This is a genomic window from uncultured Halomonas sp., assembly GCF_947501415.1.
Taxonomy (GTDB): domain Bacteria; phylum Pseudomonadota; class Gammaproteobacteria; order Pseudomonadales; family Halomonadaceae; genus Halomonas.
The window spans coordinates 56303-70830 of record NZ_CANMVL010000010.1; the positions used below are offsets into that span (position 1 = coordinate 56303).

At 65.2% G+C, this 14528-nt stretch carries 14 protein-coding genes; 9 read left to right on the plus strand and 5 right to left on the minus strand.

The genetic code is table 11. The annotated features are described in order from the left end of the window. The first annotated feature begins 24 nt into the window (after positions 1-24). From Q0894_RS07860 to Q0894_RS07870, 3 genes are all read left to right on the plus strand, one after another. Positions 25-1725 carry a VRR-NUC domain-containing protein gene (locus Q0894_RS07860; protein ID WP_299233372.1) on the plus strand — a complete coding sequence of 567 codons (1701 nt, stop codon included), beginning with the start codon at positions 25-27 and terminating at the stop codon, positions 1723-1725. Continuing rightward, on the plus strand, positions 1722-4046 hold the full coding sequence (locus tag Q0894_RS07865; protein ID WP_299233374.1) for an ATP-dependent DNA helicase: 2325 nt from the start codon (positions 1722-1724) through the stop codon (positions 4044-4046). The genes Q0894_RS07860 and Q0894_RS07865 overlap by 4 nt, the downstream gene beginning before the upstream one ends. A gap of 109 nt (positions 4047-4155) precedes the next feature. After that, a complete protein-coding gene (locus Q0894_RS07870; RefSeq protein ID WP_132041989.1) occupies positions 4156-4335 on the plus strand; it encodes a PLDc N-terminal domain-containing protein in 180 nt (59 codons plus the stop codon). 60 nt (positions 4336-4395) lie between these two features. Here the strand turns inward: Q0894_RS07870 and Q0894_RS07875 are convergent, their stop codons facing one another. After that, positions 4396-4611 (minus strand): DUF3565 domain-containing protein, encoded by a 216-nt coding sequence (locus Q0894_RS07875; protein ID WP_299233379.1) that lies wholly within the window; start codon positions 4609-4611, stop codon positions 4396-4398. Positions 4612-5002: 391 nt separating this feature from the next. Between Q0894_RS07875 and Q0894_RS07880 the strand changes: the two genes are divergently transcribed. Both Q0894_RS07880 and Q0894_RS07885 read left to right on the plus strand, forming a co-directional pair. Beyond that, positions 5003-5716: a winged helix-turn-helix domain-containing protein gene (locus Q0894_RS07880; RefSeq protein ID WP_299233382.1), complete on the plus strand. Its 714-nt coding sequence runs from the start codon at positions 5003-5005 to the stop codon at positions 5714-5716. Positions 5717-5719: 3 nt separating this feature from the next. Next, positions 5720-7333, plus strand: a complete 1614-nt coding sequence (locus tag Q0894_RS07885; protein ID WP_299233385.1) for an ATP-binding protein — start codon at positions 5720-5722, stop codon at positions 7331-7333. A gap of 2 nt (positions 7334-7335) precedes the next feature. Here the strand turns inward: Q0894_RS07885 and Q0894_RS07890 are convergent, their stop codons facing one another. Next, on the minus strand, positions 7336-8250 hold the full coding sequence (locus tag Q0894_RS07890) for a LysR family transcriptional regulator (RefSeq protein WP_299233388.1): 915 nt from the start codon (positions 8248-8250) through the stop codon (positions 7336-7338). Between the two features lie 180 nt (positions 8251-8430). Here Q0894_RS07890 and Q0894_RS07895 point away from each other — a divergent pair, with 180 nt between their 5' ends. Both Q0894_RS07895 and Q0894_RS07900 read left to right on the plus strand, forming a co-directional pair. Beyond that, entirely contained in the window at positions 8431-9129 is a 699-nt protein-coding gene (locus Q0894_RS07895) for a C-type lysozyme, inhibitor (RefSeq protein ID WP_299233391.1), read from the plus strand. 190 nt (positions 9130-9319) lie between these two features. Further along, the gene (locus tag Q0894_RS07900; RefSeq protein ID WP_299233394.1) at positions 9320-9928 is read left to right on the plus strand and encodes an NAD(P)H-dependent oxidoreductase; all 609 of its coding nucleotides are present in this window, start codon (positions 9320-9322) and stop codon (positions 9926-9928) included. Positions 9929-10041: 113 nt separating this feature from the next. Here the strand turns inward: Q0894_RS07900 and Q0894_RS07905 are convergent, their stop codons facing one another. Beyond that, a complete protein-coding gene (locus tag Q0894_RS07905; RefSeq protein WP_299233397.1) occupies positions 10042-10578 on the minus strand; it encodes a DNA-3-methyladenine glycosylase I in 537 nt (178 codons plus the stop codon). A gap of 98 nt (positions 10579-10676) precedes the next feature. Between Q0894_RS07905 and Q0894_RS07910 the strand changes: the two genes are divergently transcribed. Both Q0894_RS07910 and Q0894_RS07915 read left to right on the plus strand, forming a co-directional pair. Further along, positions 10677-11117 carry a VOC family protein gene (locus tag Q0894_RS07910; RefSeq protein WP_299233400.1) on the plus strand — a complete coding sequence of 147 codons (441 nt, stop codon included), beginning with the start codon at positions 10677-10679 and terminating at the stop codon, positions 11115-11117. Then, a complete protein-coding gene (locus Q0894_RS07915; protein ID WP_299233403.1) occupies positions 11111-11602 on the plus strand; it encodes an META domain-containing protein in 492 nt (163 codons plus the stop codon). The genes Q0894_RS07910 and Q0894_RS07915 overlap by 7 nt, the downstream gene beginning before the upstream one ends. Positions 11603-11730: 128 nt before the next feature. Here Q0894_RS07915 and secF read toward each other — a convergent pair whose 3' ends face one another. Continuing rightward, positions 11731-12654 carry a protein translocase subunit SecF gene (gene secF, locus Q0894_RS07920; RefSeq protein ID WP_299233406.1) on the minus strand — a complete coding sequence of 308 codons (924 nt, stop codon included), beginning with the start codon at positions 12652-12654 and terminating at the stop codon, positions 11731-11733. Positions 12655-12663: 9 nt separating this feature from the next. After that, complete coding sequence (secD, locus tag Q0894_RS07925) at positions 12664-14514, minus strand: protein translocase subunit SecD (protein ID WP_299233409.1); 1851 nt, start codon at positions 14512-14514, stop codon at positions 12664-12666. Positions 14515-14528 lie beyond the last annotated feature (14 nt).

Sequence of the window (14528 nt, forward strand, 5' to 3'; positions counted from 1 at the left end):
CCTTTCGGCTGATATCATGGATATATGAACAGTAATCAAGCCGTAGCCGCCCCCCTCGAAGACCCGCTGTACTACCTGGCAAACTTCGAGCATGTGCTGGCCTGGGTGGCCGAGCGCCACGGCGACCTGCTCAGCGACGTTGAACACACCTTCTTGGCTCTGTTTTCCGGTCTGCCGCTTGGTTCACGGGCGCTGCTGGTACGCATGGTCATGCGCAAGGGCGAGCACTTTCGCCCCTCGCGACTGGCCTATCCCGAGATCGATGCCGAGATCGGCGATACCGAGTCGGCGCTGGCGCCGCTGGTGGCTGCTGGGCTGGTGGAAGAGGCGCCGGTGCTCGATGTGGCGACGCTCTTCACCCAGCTGCGACTCACCGAGCTGCGCCAGGCCCTGGCGGCAGAGATCGCCGAGGCGGGCCTGCCTGCGACCGTGGGCAAGGGAGACCTGCGCGAGGCGCTGCTGGCGCGAGAGCTGATGCCGCGACCGCTGAGCGCCTGGTGGCCGGAGGCCCCCGAGCGGGTGGTGCGGGTGCGCATCATGGCGACCTGTGATCGTCTGCGGTTGATGTTCTTCGGCAACCTGCGCCAGGACTGGTCGGAGTTCGTGCTTGCCGAGCTCGGGCATCAGCGCTTCGAATCGGTGGCATTCGGTGCCGACTCCCGGGCCTTTCACCGGCGTGACGAGGTCGATGCCTATCTGGCACTGCATGATCTGCGGCGGCGGCTGGAGGAGGGCGAGGTGCCTGCGGATCTGGCCGAGGCGCTGCCTGCCAGACCCGATAACCCCTGGCTGGCGTCGCGACATGCGCGGCTGTGCCTCGCGCTGGGGCGTCGGGCGGAGCGTGACGGGATGGCCGAACTGGCATTGACGCTCTACCGCCGAGCCGGCTGGCCGGCACCCGAGGCCAGTGGGGAGGGGCGGATTCGCTACCTGCGCCTGGCCGAGCGTCAGGGGCGCTGGCGTCAGGCGCTGATCCTGGCCGAGCCGCTGGCGCGTGTCACCCGCGACGATGTGGAGGCCCAGGCCCTGGGCCGGCTGCTGACGCGGCTGCGCCGCCGCCTGAGTCTGGTGCCGGAGACGCCTGCCCCCGAACCCGCCCCCGAGCGCTTCACGCTGCGCCTGCCAGGCCCCGGCCGGGTCGAGCAGACGGTAAGGGAGCATCTGCATCGCGAGGCGGCGCCGGTCCATTATGTGGAGAACACCCTGCTGACCGGCCTGTTCGGCCTGCTGTGCTGGGAGGCGCTCTTCACGCCGTTGCCCGGTGCCTTCTTTCACCCCTTCCAGTCCGGCCCCGCGGATCTCTATCGAGACGACTTCGTGACCCGCCGCCGTGACCATTTCAAGGCGTGTCTTGCACGGCTGGAGGATGGTCGATATCGCCGGACGATACTGGCTACCTGGCGCGACAAGCAGGGGCTCGCCAACCCCTTCGTGCACTGGGAAGCGCTCGATGAGGCGCTGCTCATCCAGGCACTGGCCTGTATTCCCCCCGCCCACCTGCGTATCTGCTTCGACCATCTGCTGAGCAACCTGAGAGCCAACCGGGCGGGCCTGCCGGATCTGATTCAGCTGTTTCTCGAGGCCTCGCCGGGTGAGCCTCGCTACCGCCTGATCGAGGTCAAGGGCCCGGGCGATCGGCTGCAGGACAACCAGCGGCGTTGGATGACCCTCTTCCATCGCCATGAGATCCCGGCAGCGGTGTGCCATCTGGAGTGGGAGAGATGAATGGCCCGCAGCCGCTGCGCGTCGGGGTGCGCACCCTGTGCGACGTCACCGCCCGGGAGGGCGACCTCGACCATCGCTTCACTCCCTCCCCCAGTGCCCGGGAGGGGATCGAGGGGCATCGTGAAATCGCCAGGCGTCGGGGCGCGGATTACCTCACGGAAGTGACACTGGCCGGCGAGGTGGCAGGGCTCATGGTGCGCGGGCGCGCCGATGGTTACGACCCGGAAGCCAATCGTCTGGAGGAGATCAAGACCCATCGCGGTGATATCGCGCGACTGGCAAGCAATCAGCGCGCCCTGCATCGTGCCCAGCTGCGTAGCTACGGCGCCCTGCTATGCGCCGAGCGACACCTTGAGTCGGTAGAGCTGACACTGGTTTACCTGGAGGTGGGCAGTGGGCGCGAGACGCGGGTCAGCGAGCATGCGACCGCCGCCGCATTGTGGCAGGAGCTGGTTGAGCGCTGCCGAGGCTATTTCGCCTGGGCCGAACGGGAAGCGCAGTATCGCCGCGATCGTGACGCTGCGTTGTGCGAGCTCAGCTTTCCCTTCGCCGACTTCCGCCCCGGGCAGCGGCATCTGGCCGAGGAGTGCTACAAGGCCGCCGCCACCGGTCGGGTGCTGATGGCTCAGGCACCTACCGGTATCGGCAAGACGCTGGGTACGCTCTTCCCGCTGCTCAAGGCGATGCCACGGCACGGATTGGACCGGCTCGCCTACCTGACCATGAAGACGCCGGGGCGACGCCTGGCTCTCGAGGCGCTGACACGGCTGGGCGCCCACCCGAAGCAGGACGGCCTGGCACTACGCGTGCTGGAGCTGACCGCCCGGGAGAAGGCCTGTGAGTATCCGGGGCGCGCCTGTCATGGCGAGGCCTGTCCGCTGGCTGCCGGCTTCTATGACCGTTTGCCGGCGGCACGCGAGGCGGCGGCAGAGCGCCGCTGGCTCGACCGCGAGTCATTGCGTGAGCTGGCCGTCGAGCATGGGGTCTGTCCCTACTATCTTGGACAGGAGATGGCACGCTGGAGCGATGTGGTCGTCGGCGATGTCAATCATTGGTTCGATGATCATGCGCTGTTACACGGACTGGCGCGTGAGCAGGGCTGGCGCGTCGGGGTGCTGGTGGACGAGGCCCACAACATGATAGCCCGGGCGCGAGGCATGTACAGCGTGGCCCTCACTCAGCGCGACCTCGGAAGACTCAAGCGCAGCGCCCCGGAGCGACTCAAGGCCCCGCTGGGGAGACTGCAGCGGCAGTGGCAGGTTCTGGTGCGCGAGGCGGGGCTCGGAGAAGGCGCTGGGCCTGGGCGACCCGCCGTACGGCATCTGGCGACCCTGCCGCCCTCGCTGCTGGGTAGCCTCCAGGCGCTGGCCACCGCGCTCGCCGAGGCCCTGGGGGAGCATCCGGAACTGGGTGCAGAGTGGCAGGAGCTGCTGTTCGAGTCCCTGGCTTTCCTGCGCCTGGCCGAACGCCTTGGCGATCACACGCTGTGTGAGCTGACTCGCGAGGGGCGGGGACGGGCGCGGCTGGCACTGCACAACCTGATTCCGGCGGATTTCCTCGCGCCGCGCTTCGCCGCGGCGCACTGTGTGGTGCTGTTCTCGGCGACCCTGGGGCCGGCCGATTACCAGCGTGATCTGTTAGGGCTGCCGAAGGGGAGTGTCTGGCGAGAGGTTCCATCTCCGTTTGCCGCCAACCAGCTGGAGGTCTCGATTCGCGCCGATATCTCGACGCGGCTGCGCGACCGCGAAGCCTCGCTTGACCCCATCGTGGCCGAGATCGCCGCGCAGCATGCGCGGCGCCCCGGCCACTATCTGGCCTTCTTCAGCAGCTTCGCTTATCTGGAGGCGGTCTTTGCCCATTTTGTCGCCTGTCATCCCCAGATCCCCGCCTGGGCTCAGGAGCCTCGCATGAGCGAGGCGGCACGCGATACCTTCCTGTCACGCTTCACCGACGATGGGCGTGGCGTCGGGTTCGCGGTACTGGGAGGTGCCTTCGGTGAGGGCATCGACCTGCCCGGTGAGCGGCTGGTGGGGGCCTTTGTCGCGACCCTGGGTCTCCCGCCGGCGGATCCCATCAATGAGGCACTCAGAACGCGGCTGCAGGCGCGCTACGGGCGTGGCGACGAGTATGCCTACCGAGTCCCGGGGATGGTCAAGGTGGTGCAGGCGGCGGGGCGGGTGATTCGCGACCCCGAGGATAGTGGCACGGTGGTGCTGATGGATGATCGCTTCGCTCGCAACGAGGTGCGCCAGTACCTGCCTCGCTGGTGGGGAGAGGCGCTTGTCAGGACGGCCGGGCCGACAGGACATGCTCCGACCTGATGCCGGGGCAGGAAAAACTTAACAAGGGGTTACTGTACCCCCCGCCGGGGCTGTGCTAACTCTTAGAGGTGTCAATTCACATCAATGGAAGTGACAAGGAGGTACTGGCATGGGTATCGAAGTAACCGGTCTATTGGGTCTTGTCTGGCTGATCATCGTGATCTGGGCCATCGTCAAGGTGGCCAAGAGTGCGGCCAGTGGTCTGGCCAAGGTGATCTGGATCATCGTGCTGCTGGTCTTCCCGCTGGTGGGATTGATCGTCTGGTTCCTGTTTGGCCCCAAGGGATAGCCATGCCAGGAACGCAGTGACTTTTCGGGCCGCCTTCGGGCGGCCCGATATTTTTCTGGCTCAGGCGGGTGGCGGGTTGTCTCGTGGTTCATTGCGGTCGCACTTGACGCATTCGAGCGGCAGGCCGAGACGCGAGCGTCGGCCCGCCGCGGTGATGACCCAGGGGCGCTCCACCCATGGCGGCTGGTGGCGCACATGCTGGTTGTGGCCACAGGCCAGCTCTGCCACCCAGTGGTCTTCCGCGTCGCGATGGTAGCCGATGATAGGCTGTTGCATGGCGTCAGTGCGGCTTCGGTGGCGCCTTGTAGTGCCCCGGCACCGTGACGCGCTCGCCGCTCGGCAGGGTGCGCACATGGGTGGGAACGTAGATCCGCTTGATGACACTCTTGCTCATGCCGGACTCCCTGAGTCGAGTCTTGTGCTATCGAGACCCTTCAGTGTGTGCTCCAGGACCATGGCAGGCAATACCTCTCTGGGGCTATATCTCTCCAGCGCTATACCTCGCTGGGGCCATATTTCTCAGGGACTATTCTCAGGAACTATGCCGCAAGGCCCGTGTTGCTGCATTCATGCAGGCGTGAGTTGTAATTTCAGGTATCCTTTGACTAAAGGCGGCTGGACACTTTGGCAAGGCTGCTACACAGCAATCAATGGAGCGGACACGAGAATGGTTGATAGCCTGCAGCCCAGGGAGCAGGATCATGTGCTGATCGTCGAGGATGATGAGCGCCTGGCGAGTCTGACCCGCGACTATCTGGAGGCCAACGGCTTTCGCGTGACACTGGAAGCCGATGGCGCCCGTGGGGTCGACAGCATTCTTTCCCTGCAGCCGGACCTGGTGATTCTCGATCTGATGCTGCCCGGTGAGGACGGCCTGTCGATCTGCCGGCGTGTGCGCGACGACTATCCCGGGCCGATCCTGATGCTCACCGCCCGCACCGATGACATGGATCAGGTGCTCGGGCTGGAGATGGGGGCCGATGACTATGTCGCCAAGCCGGTGCAGCCAAGGGTCCTGCTGGCGCGCATGCGTGCCCTGTTACGACGCTCCGAGCCCGTCGAGGAGAGCGGTGAAACGCGCCTTGCCTTCGGCGACCTGGATATCGACAACGCGACCCGCGAGGCGTGGCTGGCGGGCGAGCGGATCGAGCTGACCAGCGCCGAGTTTGACCTGCTGTGGCTGCTGGCCAGCAACGCGGGCAAGGTGCTGACCCGCGAGGAGATATTCTCTCAGCTGCGCGGCATCAAGTATGACGGCCAGGACCGTTCCATCGATGTGCGCGTCTCGCGCATTCGCCCCAAGATCGGCGATGATCCCAATCAGCCGCACCGCATCAAGACCGTGCGCAGCAAGGGCTACCTGTTCGTCAAGGATGCCTGAACCATGCGCCGTGTCCTGGCCGACAGCACCTTCCTGCGTGTCTACCTGCTGCTGGCGCTGGCGCTGCTGCTGACCTTCGGTCTCGGCCTGCTGGGTGTGGCGCTGGTTGACCAGGTACGCCGGGAGGCCCACCGTGAGCAGCTGGCCGAGGCGCCGATGCGTCTGCTGACCGAACGACTCTCGAGGCTGCCACCCGCGGCTCACCAGGCCTGGCTCGAGGCGCAAGGCAGGCGCCTGGACATGCAGGCCAGTATCGGGCCGCTGGAGGAGGCCTCGCTGGGCTATTTCTCACGGCGTCGCCTGGCCGATGGCAAGGTGCTGGTGCAGCCGCGTGACGATCAGGGCTGGCGGCTGTTTTCGCTGCTGCCCGGGGGGAAGCGCCTGCTGCGTATCGATCTCGTCAACCTGAGCGAGCATCAGCTGCGTGGCCTGACCGAGCTGCTGGGTCAATGGCTGTCGGAGATGCCCCCCTCTGCACGCCATTCGAGTCTCGAGGACCTGACCCGCGGTAGCCTGTCGGTGTCTCTGGAGGAGGCGCCTCCTCAAGGGCTGGATGACTACCAGCTGCGCCGACTAACCGCCGGTGAGGTGGTGATCGAGCTGCTGCCTGGGCGCTGGTCGGTCGCGATCTATCTGGCGCTTCAGGATCTCAGTGGTGATGCCAGCTGGCTGGTGGTCGGCCCGGTCCAGGCCTTCGAACCGATGCCTGGGTCGCTTCAGCTCCTGCTGGTGCTGATCATGCTGGCCGTGCTGGGCGTGACCATCTATCTGATCGTGCGCGGCGTCGAAGCGCGCATGGTGCGGCTGGAGCTGGCCGCGTCGCGTATCGCGGCCGGACGACTGGATACCCGGGTCAAGGTGGAGAGTGCCGATTTCATCGGGCGTCTCGGCATGGCGCTCAACGGCATGGCGGCGCAGGTGCAGTCGCTGCTGCGCGCCCAGCAGGACATGATTCGTGCGGTATCCCACGAGTTGCGTACCCCGGTGGCCCGCATTCGCTTCGCCGTTCAGATGGTCGAGGACATGACCGAGGACCCGGCGGTGCGTCGGCAGCTTCAGGGGGCCGATGGGGATATCCAGGAGCTCGATGACCTGATCGACGAGATCCTCACCTATGCCCGGCTGGGCAGCGAGGCCATCAATGGGCGCCAGATGAGTGCCGTGTCGGTGGAGTGTCGCGAGATGGCCGAACGGGTCATCGAGGCGCTGGCCCTTCTGCATGAGGGGCTGACGCTCGAGCTTGCCGAGGGCCCCAGCATGGAGGTGCTGGCCGAGCCGCGCTACCTTCAGCGCGCCCTGCAGAACCTGGTGGCCAACGCCTGCCGTCATGCACGCTCCCGGGTGGTGATCCGGTTGCAGCGAGAGCCTGCCCTGGTCAGGATCGATGTGGAGGATGATGGTCCCGGCGTGCCGCTGGCCGAGCGCCAGTCGATCTTCAAGCCCTTCTCGCGTCTCGACGACAGCCGCACGCGCAGCGCCGGTGGCTATGGCCTGGGGCTCTCCATCGTGCACAAGGTGATGAGCTGGCACGGTGGCAGCGTCGGTGTGGACGACAGTCCCGCGCTTGGGGGGGCACGCTTCACCCTGCTGCTGCCCCAGCGCCTCGAGGCCGAGTAGCCTCAGGCCGGCTTGATGCCGTCGAGTACCGCGAAGGAGGTCTCCCGAGCGGTACGCAGGAAGTCCTCCATCCATGGCGCCTGGCGGGTCTCCTCGCGAATCGCCGCGAAGAGAGTACTCCACACGCCCTTCTCGCCGAGTGCCACGGCCTTCACGTAATCGCGCTCCAGGTACTCGGTCAGTGCCCAGTTGGGCAGTGCACAGACACCGCGGCCGCTGGCCACCAGCTGCATCATCATGATGGTCAGCTCGGCGGTGCGTATCTCCCTGGGCTGTATGCCTGCCGGGTCGAGGAACTGGGTGAAGACGTCCAGGCGCGAGTGCTCCACCGGGTAGGTGATCAGGGTCTCTTCGCCGAGGGCCTCGGGGGTGACGAAGCCCTTGCCGGCCAGAGGGTGTTGACGGGCCACTGCCAGCAGTCCCTCGTAGCGAAACAGCGGCTCGTAATGCACTCCGGGGAGGGGCTGGGGATCGGCGGTGATCACCAGGTCGAGCTGCTCACGGGCCAGGGCCGGGAGTGGGTCGAAGTGGTGTCCGCCGGGGATATCGATCTCCACTTCCGGCCAGTGATCCCGGAAGTGGTCGATGGTAGGCATCAACCACTGAAAACAGCTATGGCACTCGATGGCCATATGCAGGCGCCCCTGCTCGTTGCCGGCGAGTCGTGCCAGGTCGCGCTCGGCCATGCGCACCTGGGGCAGCACCTGCTCGGCCAGGGTCAGCAGTCGCTGCCCGGCCCTGGTGAACTCCACGGGACGCGTCTTGCGCACGAACAGCGGGCTGCCCAGGCGCTCCTCCAGATCCTTGATCTGGTGAGAGAGGGCCGACTGGGTCAGGTGCACCCGTTCCGCCGCCTCCACCAGGGAGCCGGCGTCGCGCAGGGCGATCAATGTGCGGAGGTGTCGCAGCTCGAGCATGGGTGAGTCACTTTCATTTAAAAGACTTGGAAGCTTAGTTTGATTCACCACTAATGGCCAGCCAGAATCCGCCATATGCTTCATGCAGATCGTCCCAGCCGTGACCATTGGAGGTTCGGGGACGTGGGGGCTGTTATGCTTGGCTCCGTCATGAAACCCTGATTCCCGCGAGGAGATGCCGTGTCCCGCCTTCACGTATTCGCCGCCCTGGGCCTGTCACTGCTGCTGACAGGTTGTGCCACCGCCCCGGCGCCGATCACCACCCATGAGCATGCACCGCTGTTGCCCTCGACCCTCTTTCCCGGCGATGCCGAGGCCTTTACCGCCTGGCGGTGTTCGCCGGACCAGGGAGTGGTAACCGCCGCCGCCGCCGAGGACGAGTTGAGAGTGTGGTCGACCCATGGCGCCTGGCGGCTCACGCCTGCCGTGGTCGCCGGTGGGGAGCGCTACGAGCAGGGGGAGTTGAGCTTCTGGCGCACGGCCGATGGTGCCGTCGTCGAGTCGCCGCGTGGGCGGCTGATGTGCCAGGCGAGCATGCGCCGCCTGGCGCTGACTCGCGAACAGCGCCCCGGAGTGATGTTCCATGCCCGCGGCAATGAACCGGGCTGGATGGCAACCCTTGCCCACGACCGACCCGAAGTGCTCCTCAGCCTCGATTACGGCAGTCGTGAGCAACGCCTTCCCTACCGTGTCATCCAGATGGATAACGAAGCGGGGAGGGTGGTCCTGGCCAGCGGTCGTGGTGATACCCCCTTCGAACTGCGAATCGAGGCGCGGGCCTGCTTCGATGATATGAGCGGCGAGCCCTTCCCGGCTCGTGTCACCCTGAGCGTGGAGGGCGAGCAGTATCGAGGCTGTGGTCAGGGTATTGCACCCTGAGCGAGGAGAACCCTGGGGGCGAGGCTTGTCTGTTCCGGCCAGACCACTGGCCGGCTGGACGAGGGTGCCCCCGACAAGAGCCTTTTGTTCGTTTATTTCGAACCTATCGCGCGTTTTTATGCGCTTTTTGTTTCGCTTCGTTCATCTATCATGGTGGTCATTCACTTTCATCTGATCCAGGGAGACCTCCATGACCAATCGTGTCCTGATGCTTACCGCCTCCATTCTCGCCGAAAATGGTCAGTCGAAGGCCCTCGCCGACCACTTTATCGCCAGGACCGAGGCGTGTGATGGAGTGGAGGTCACCCATCGCGACCTGGTGGCCGAGGAGCTGCCGCATCTGGGGTTGGCCGAGCTGGGTAGCTGGCAGGTCCCCGCGGAAGAGCGCAGCGATGAACAGCGTGAGCTTGTCGCTCGCTCCGACGCCCTGATCGCCGAGCTTCACGACCACGACGTGATCGTCCTGGCGGTACCGATGTACAACCTTGGCATCCCCAGCCAGCTCAAGGCGTGGTTCGATCGCGTGATGCGCGCCGGGGTAACCTTCCGCTACACCGAGAATGGCCCTCAGGGTCTGGTGGAGGGCAAGCGGGCGGTGATTCTGGCGGCGCGGGGCGGTCAGTATGCTGGCACCGAGAAGGATACCCAGACACCGCACCTCAAGCTTATGCTGGGCATGATGGGCATCACCGAGGTGGACAGCGTGTTTGCCGAGGGGCTCAACATGGGTGGGAATCATCGCGAGAACGCGCTCAAGGAGGCGCGTCAGGCCATCGATGGCCTGGTGGAGCGCCTGTAACTCCAGTTGCCGGCCCTTGAGCTGGAACACTCGCACACAACACAGCGGGGCGGCCATCGGGCCGCCCCGCTGTGTGTCGGCTGTTCGTCGGTGACGTGGGTAAACGGACCGGCTCAGGTGCGGGTCCAGGGTGGGGCGGCTGCGAGGATGCGCGCCTGCACTGGGCAGTCATCACGGTGGGCGCCGGGCAGGTAGCCGGTACTCATCAGGAATTCGCCAGTGATCTCCGGACCGGTGAACTTGAAGGTACGCTTGAAGAGCCTGACCCACTCGCCGTGACTCAGTGGGTGGTGGTGATCGAGCCAGCCACGAAAGTCGCCGTGGCGAGCCTGCAGGGTCTGGATAACGCCGGCGTTGTGGATGACCGCCTCGATCTTGAGGCGGTTGCGGATGATGCCCACATCATCGAGCAGCCCCCGGCGTTCCGTCTCCCCGTAGCTCGCCACCCTGTCGATGGCGAAGCCATCGAAGGCGAGCCGGAAGGCCTCGCGCTTCTTCAGTACGGTGAGCCAGGAGAGCCCGGCCTGGTTGATCTCCAGCGCCAGGCGCTCGAAGAGGGCATCATCGTCGCCTACTGGGAAGCCGTACTCGTGGTCGTGGTAGGGGCCGTGGAAAGGGTGCCCTGGGGCCAGGTCACAGTAGTCGCTCATGGATGGGCTCCCCTCTCTGGGTAATCCATCGAGTCATTACACCTCCCTCCTGTTGAGGTTTACACTGGGTGCTTACGCTACACGACAAGGAGTCTCACATGCAGTACCTGCATACCACGGTGCGCGTCAGCGACCTCGATGCGTCGCTGCGTTTCTATTGTGACCTGCTGGGCCTCAAGGAGGTGCGTCGCAAGGAGAACGACAAGGGGCGCTTCACCCTGGTCTTCCTGGCCGCCCCCGAGGATGAGGCCCGCTCGGCGGAGCTCAAGGCGCCGGAGCTGGAGCTGACCTACAACTGGGACCCCGAGGAGTACGATGGTGGGCGCAACTTCGGCCACCTTGCCTACCGTGTGGATGATATCTACGCGCTCTGCGAGAAGCTGCAGGAGGCCGGCGTGACCATCAATCGCCCGCCCCGAGATGGCCATATGGCATTCGTGCGAAGCCCCGACGGCATATCGGTGGAGCTGTTGCAGAAGGGCGAGGCACTGCCGCCCCGCGAGCCCTGGGCATCCATGGAGAACACCGGCACATGGTAACCGTGACGCGCATGACTCGGGCGCGCATGACCCGGGCGCGTATGATCCGGGCAGTGGCATCACTGACGGCGCTTTCTTCGCTGGTCCTGCTGGCCGGCTGTAGCAGTCATGCACCGGCGCCTGGCGAGCCGGTCGATGGTGAGCTGAGCGGCCCGGTGGTGGAGCAGCGCTGGAATCTGCTGCTGGTGGGCACCAGCGAGCGGCTGTCGATGCCCGAGCCCCCCTGGTTCGAGATCGGCCGTGACGGTCGCCTGGTCGGCAGCGACGGCTGCAACGAGATGCATGGCCAGGTGCGTCTCGGGGATAGCCAACGCATCGAGGTCACCGAACTTGCCACCACCCGTCGTGGCTGCCCCCAGCTGGATGACGCCGCACGGGTCACCACGATGCTGGAGAGCGCCTACCGCTACCTGATCGATCACGATCGCCTGGTGTTCTTCGGTCCCGACCAGAGGGTGCTGGGGGGCTGGCGAGAGGCCAACTGAGACGGTCCCGGGTCCTGTGTTTCGGCCTATGGGAAACGGAAAAGAGAAGCGTAAAAGAGAAGCGCCCCGCCGAGCTGAAGTTCAACTGCTTGGCGGGGCGCTTGCGTTGCGGCTTGTCGGCATGTTGCCTACGGCAGCTCTTCGGCCTCCGGGTCCTCCTTCTGTGCCGGGATCAGATCCTCGCGATTCAGCTTGATCGCGATCAGCAGTGCCGAGGCTACATAGATGGAGGAGAAGGTGCCGATTACCACGCCGATGATCAAGGCGATGGCGAAGCCCTCGATCATGTCGCCACCCAGCAGCAGCAGGGCGACCAGCACCAGCAGGGTAGTACCTGAAGTGGCGAGGGTGCGCGACAGGGTCTGGTTGAGCGAGTCGTTGAAGATCGCCGGCATGTCGTCGATACGTGACTTGCGGATGTTCTCGCGGATGCGGTCATAGACCACGATGGTGTCGTTGAGCGAGTAACCGATCACCGCCAGCACGGCGGCCAGCACGGTGAGGTCGAACTCGATCTGGAACAGCGAGAAGGCACCCACCACGATGATCACGTCATGCATCAGGGCCAGCAGTGCGCCGATCGCGAACTTGTACTGGAAGCGGAAGGCCACGTAGAGCATCACGATGCCCAGCGCCACCAGTAACCCTAGACCGGACTGGTCGCGCAGCTGGTCGCCCACCTGGGCGCCGACGAACTCGGCGCGTACCAGGCTGACCTCCTCGCCACCATGGCGCAGCAACTCCACCACACGATCGCCGACGTCGGCATCGAAGGCCTGCTGCAGACGAATCAGTACCTCGTTGGCGGCGCCGAAGGTCTGCACCGAGACATCGCGGAACTCGGCGGCTTCAAGGGTCTGACGCACCGCATCCAGCGAGGGCGCCACGGCGTAGCGTACCTCCACCAGGGTGCCACCGGTGAAGTCCAGGCCCAGGCTGAGCTGCTGGAACAGCAGTGAGACGAGCGATGCCAGGATCAGCAGAGCGGAGACCCCAAAGGCGATCTTCCGCTTGCTCATGAAGTCAATCTGTCGATTGGCCAGGCTTTTCATGATCACCTCTTATATCCAGAGCTTCTTGACCGGCTTGCCGCCATAGACGAGATTCACCATGGCGCGGGTCACCATCAGGGCGGTGAACAGCGAGGTGAGAATGCCCAGCGACAGGGTCACGGCGAAGCCCTTGACCGGTCCGGTACCGATCGAGAACAGAATCACCGCCACCAGCAGGGTGGTGATGTTGGCGTCGACGATGGAGGTGAAGGCGCGCTCGTAACCGGCGTGTATCGCCTGCTGTACCGAGAGTCCCGTGCGCAGCTCCTCGCGTATTCGCTCGAAGATCAGCACGTTGGCGTCCACGGCCATGCCCAGCGTCAGTACGATGCCGGCGATGCCGGGCAGGGTCAGGGTGGCGCCGAGCATCGACATCGCCGCCACCAGCAGGGTCAGGTTGAGTGCCAGGGCCAGGTTGGCGAAGATGCCGAATACCTTGTAGCGGATCAGCATGAACAGCACCACCAGCAGCAGGCCGATCTGCACCGACATCACCCCGCGTTTGATGTTCTCTGCACCCAGGCTGGGACCGATGGTGCGCTCCTGCACGAAGTAGATCGGTGCAGCCAGCGAGCCCGAACGCAGCAGCAGGGAGAGCTCCGCCGCCTCGGTGGGAGAATCGAGTCCGGTGATGCGGAAGCTGTTGCCCAGGGCGCTCTGGATGGTGGCCAGGCTGATGATGCCGCGTTCGGTGTAGGGGTCACGGACCACCGTCTTCTCGCCATCGATCACCTTCACGCTGTCGCGGGTCTTGTGCTCGATGTAGACCACCGCCATGTTGCGACCGATATTGGTGCGGGTGGCGCGGTTCATCAGGGTGCCGCCGGTGCCGTCCAGGTTGATGTTGACCTGGGGACGACCGTTCTCGTCGAAGCTGCGGTTGGCATTGGAGACCTGGTCACCGGTGATGATCACGTCGCGCATCAGATCGGCGCTGCGTGACGGGGCATTGCGGAACGTCAGGGTCTCGATCTCGCTGTCCGGCGTATCGGGGCGCGCCTCGAGGCGGAACTCAAGATTGGCGGTGGCGCCGACGATGCGCTTGGCCTCCGCCGTATCCTGAACGCCGGGCAGCTCGACCACGATGCGATCTGGCCCCTGGCGCTGCACCAGCGGCTCTGCCACCCCCAGCTCGTTCACCCGGTTGCGCAGGGTGGTCAAGTTCTGGTTGATGGCATAGTCCTGAATCGCGTTGACCGCCTGGTCGGTCAGGGTCATGGCCAGGGCGGCACCGCGGCCATCACCGAGATTCTCGTACTGGAAGTCGGGGAACTCGCGGCTGATCAGGTTGCGAGCGGTGTTGCGATCCTCGGCATCGGTGAAGGTCAGCGTCAGGGTTCGCCCATCGATCCGGGTATCACGATAACGAATGCGCTCGTCACGCAGCTGCTCGCGCATGGCGCTGGCGTTGACCTCCAGGCGCTGAGCCACGGCGGCCGCCATGTCCACTTCCAGCAGGAAGTGCACGCCACCGCGCAGGTCGAGACCCAGTGTCATGGGGGAGGCGGAGAGCGACTGCAGCCATGCGGGGGTCGATTCGGCCAGGTTGAGGGCTACCACATACTCTTCGCCGAGCATGGCGGCCACGCGATCGCGGGCGGCGAGCTGGGCGTCGGGGTTGCCCAGGCGCAGCAGGGTGCTGGTCGGACTGCTTTCGACGTCCTTGATCTCGATGCCGGCATCGGCCAGGGATGACTGAATGCGCTCGAGCTGGCGCTCATCGACGGTGGCATCACCGCGCTCGCTGCTGATCTGGATTGCCGGATCTTCAGGGAAGAGGTTGGGTAACGTGTAGACCAGGCCGACGAGCAGGACGATGAGTATCAGCAGATACTTCCACAGGGGATAACGGTTGAGCATGCGAGCCCTGTCCT

Coding starts and splice junctions, on each gene's coding strand:
- Q0894_RS07860 (WP_299233372.1), top strand. CDS start 25: ATGAACAGTAATCAAGCCGTAGCCGCCCCCCTCGAAGACCCGCTGTAC.
- Q0894_RS07865 (WP_299233374.1), top strand. CDS start 1,722: ATGAATGGCCCGCAGCCGCTGCGCGTCGGGGTGCGCACCCTGTGCGAC.
- Q0894_RS07870 (WP_132041989.1), top strand. CDS start 4,156: ATGGGTATCGAAGTAACCGGTCTATTGGGTCTTGTCTGGCTGATCATC.
- Q0894_RS07875 (WP_299233379.1), bottom strand. CDS start 4,611: ATGCAACAGCCTATCATCGGCTACCATCGCGACGCGGAAGACCACTGG.
- Q0894_RS07880 (WP_299233382.1), top strand. CDS start 5,003: ATGGTTGATAGCCTGCAGCCCAGGGAGCAGGATCATGTGCTGATCGTC.
- Q0894_RS07885 (WP_299233385.1), top strand. CDS start 5,720: ATGCGCCGTGTCCTGGCCGACAGCACCTTCCTGCGTGTCTACCTGCTG.
- Q0894_RS07890 (WP_299233388.1), bottom strand. CDS start 8,250: ATGCTCGAGCTGCGACACCTCCGCACATTGATCGCCCTGCGCGACGCC.
- Q0894_RS07900 (WP_299233394.1), top strand. CDS start 9,320: ATGACCAATCGTGTCCTGATGCTTACCGCCTCCATTCTCGCCGAAAAT.
- Q0894_RS07905 (WP_299233397.1), bottom strand. CDS start 10,578: ATGAGCGACTACTGTGACCTGGCCCCAGGGCACCCTTTCCACGGCCCC.
- Q0894_RS07910 (WP_299233400.1), top strand. CDS start 10,677: ATGCAGTACCTGCATACCACGGTGCGCGTCAGCGACCTCGATGCGTCG.
- Q0894_RS07915 (WP_299233403.1), top strand. CDS start 11,111: ATGGTAACCGTGACGCGCATGACTCGGGCGCGCATGACCCGGGCGCGT.
- secF (WP_299233406.1), bottom strand. CDS start 12,654: ATGAAAAGCCTGGCCAATCGACAGATTGACTTCATGAGCAAGCGGAAG.
- secD (WP_299233409.1), bottom strand. CDS start 14,514: ATGCTCAACCGTTATCCCCTGTGGAAGTATCTGCTGATACTCATCGTC.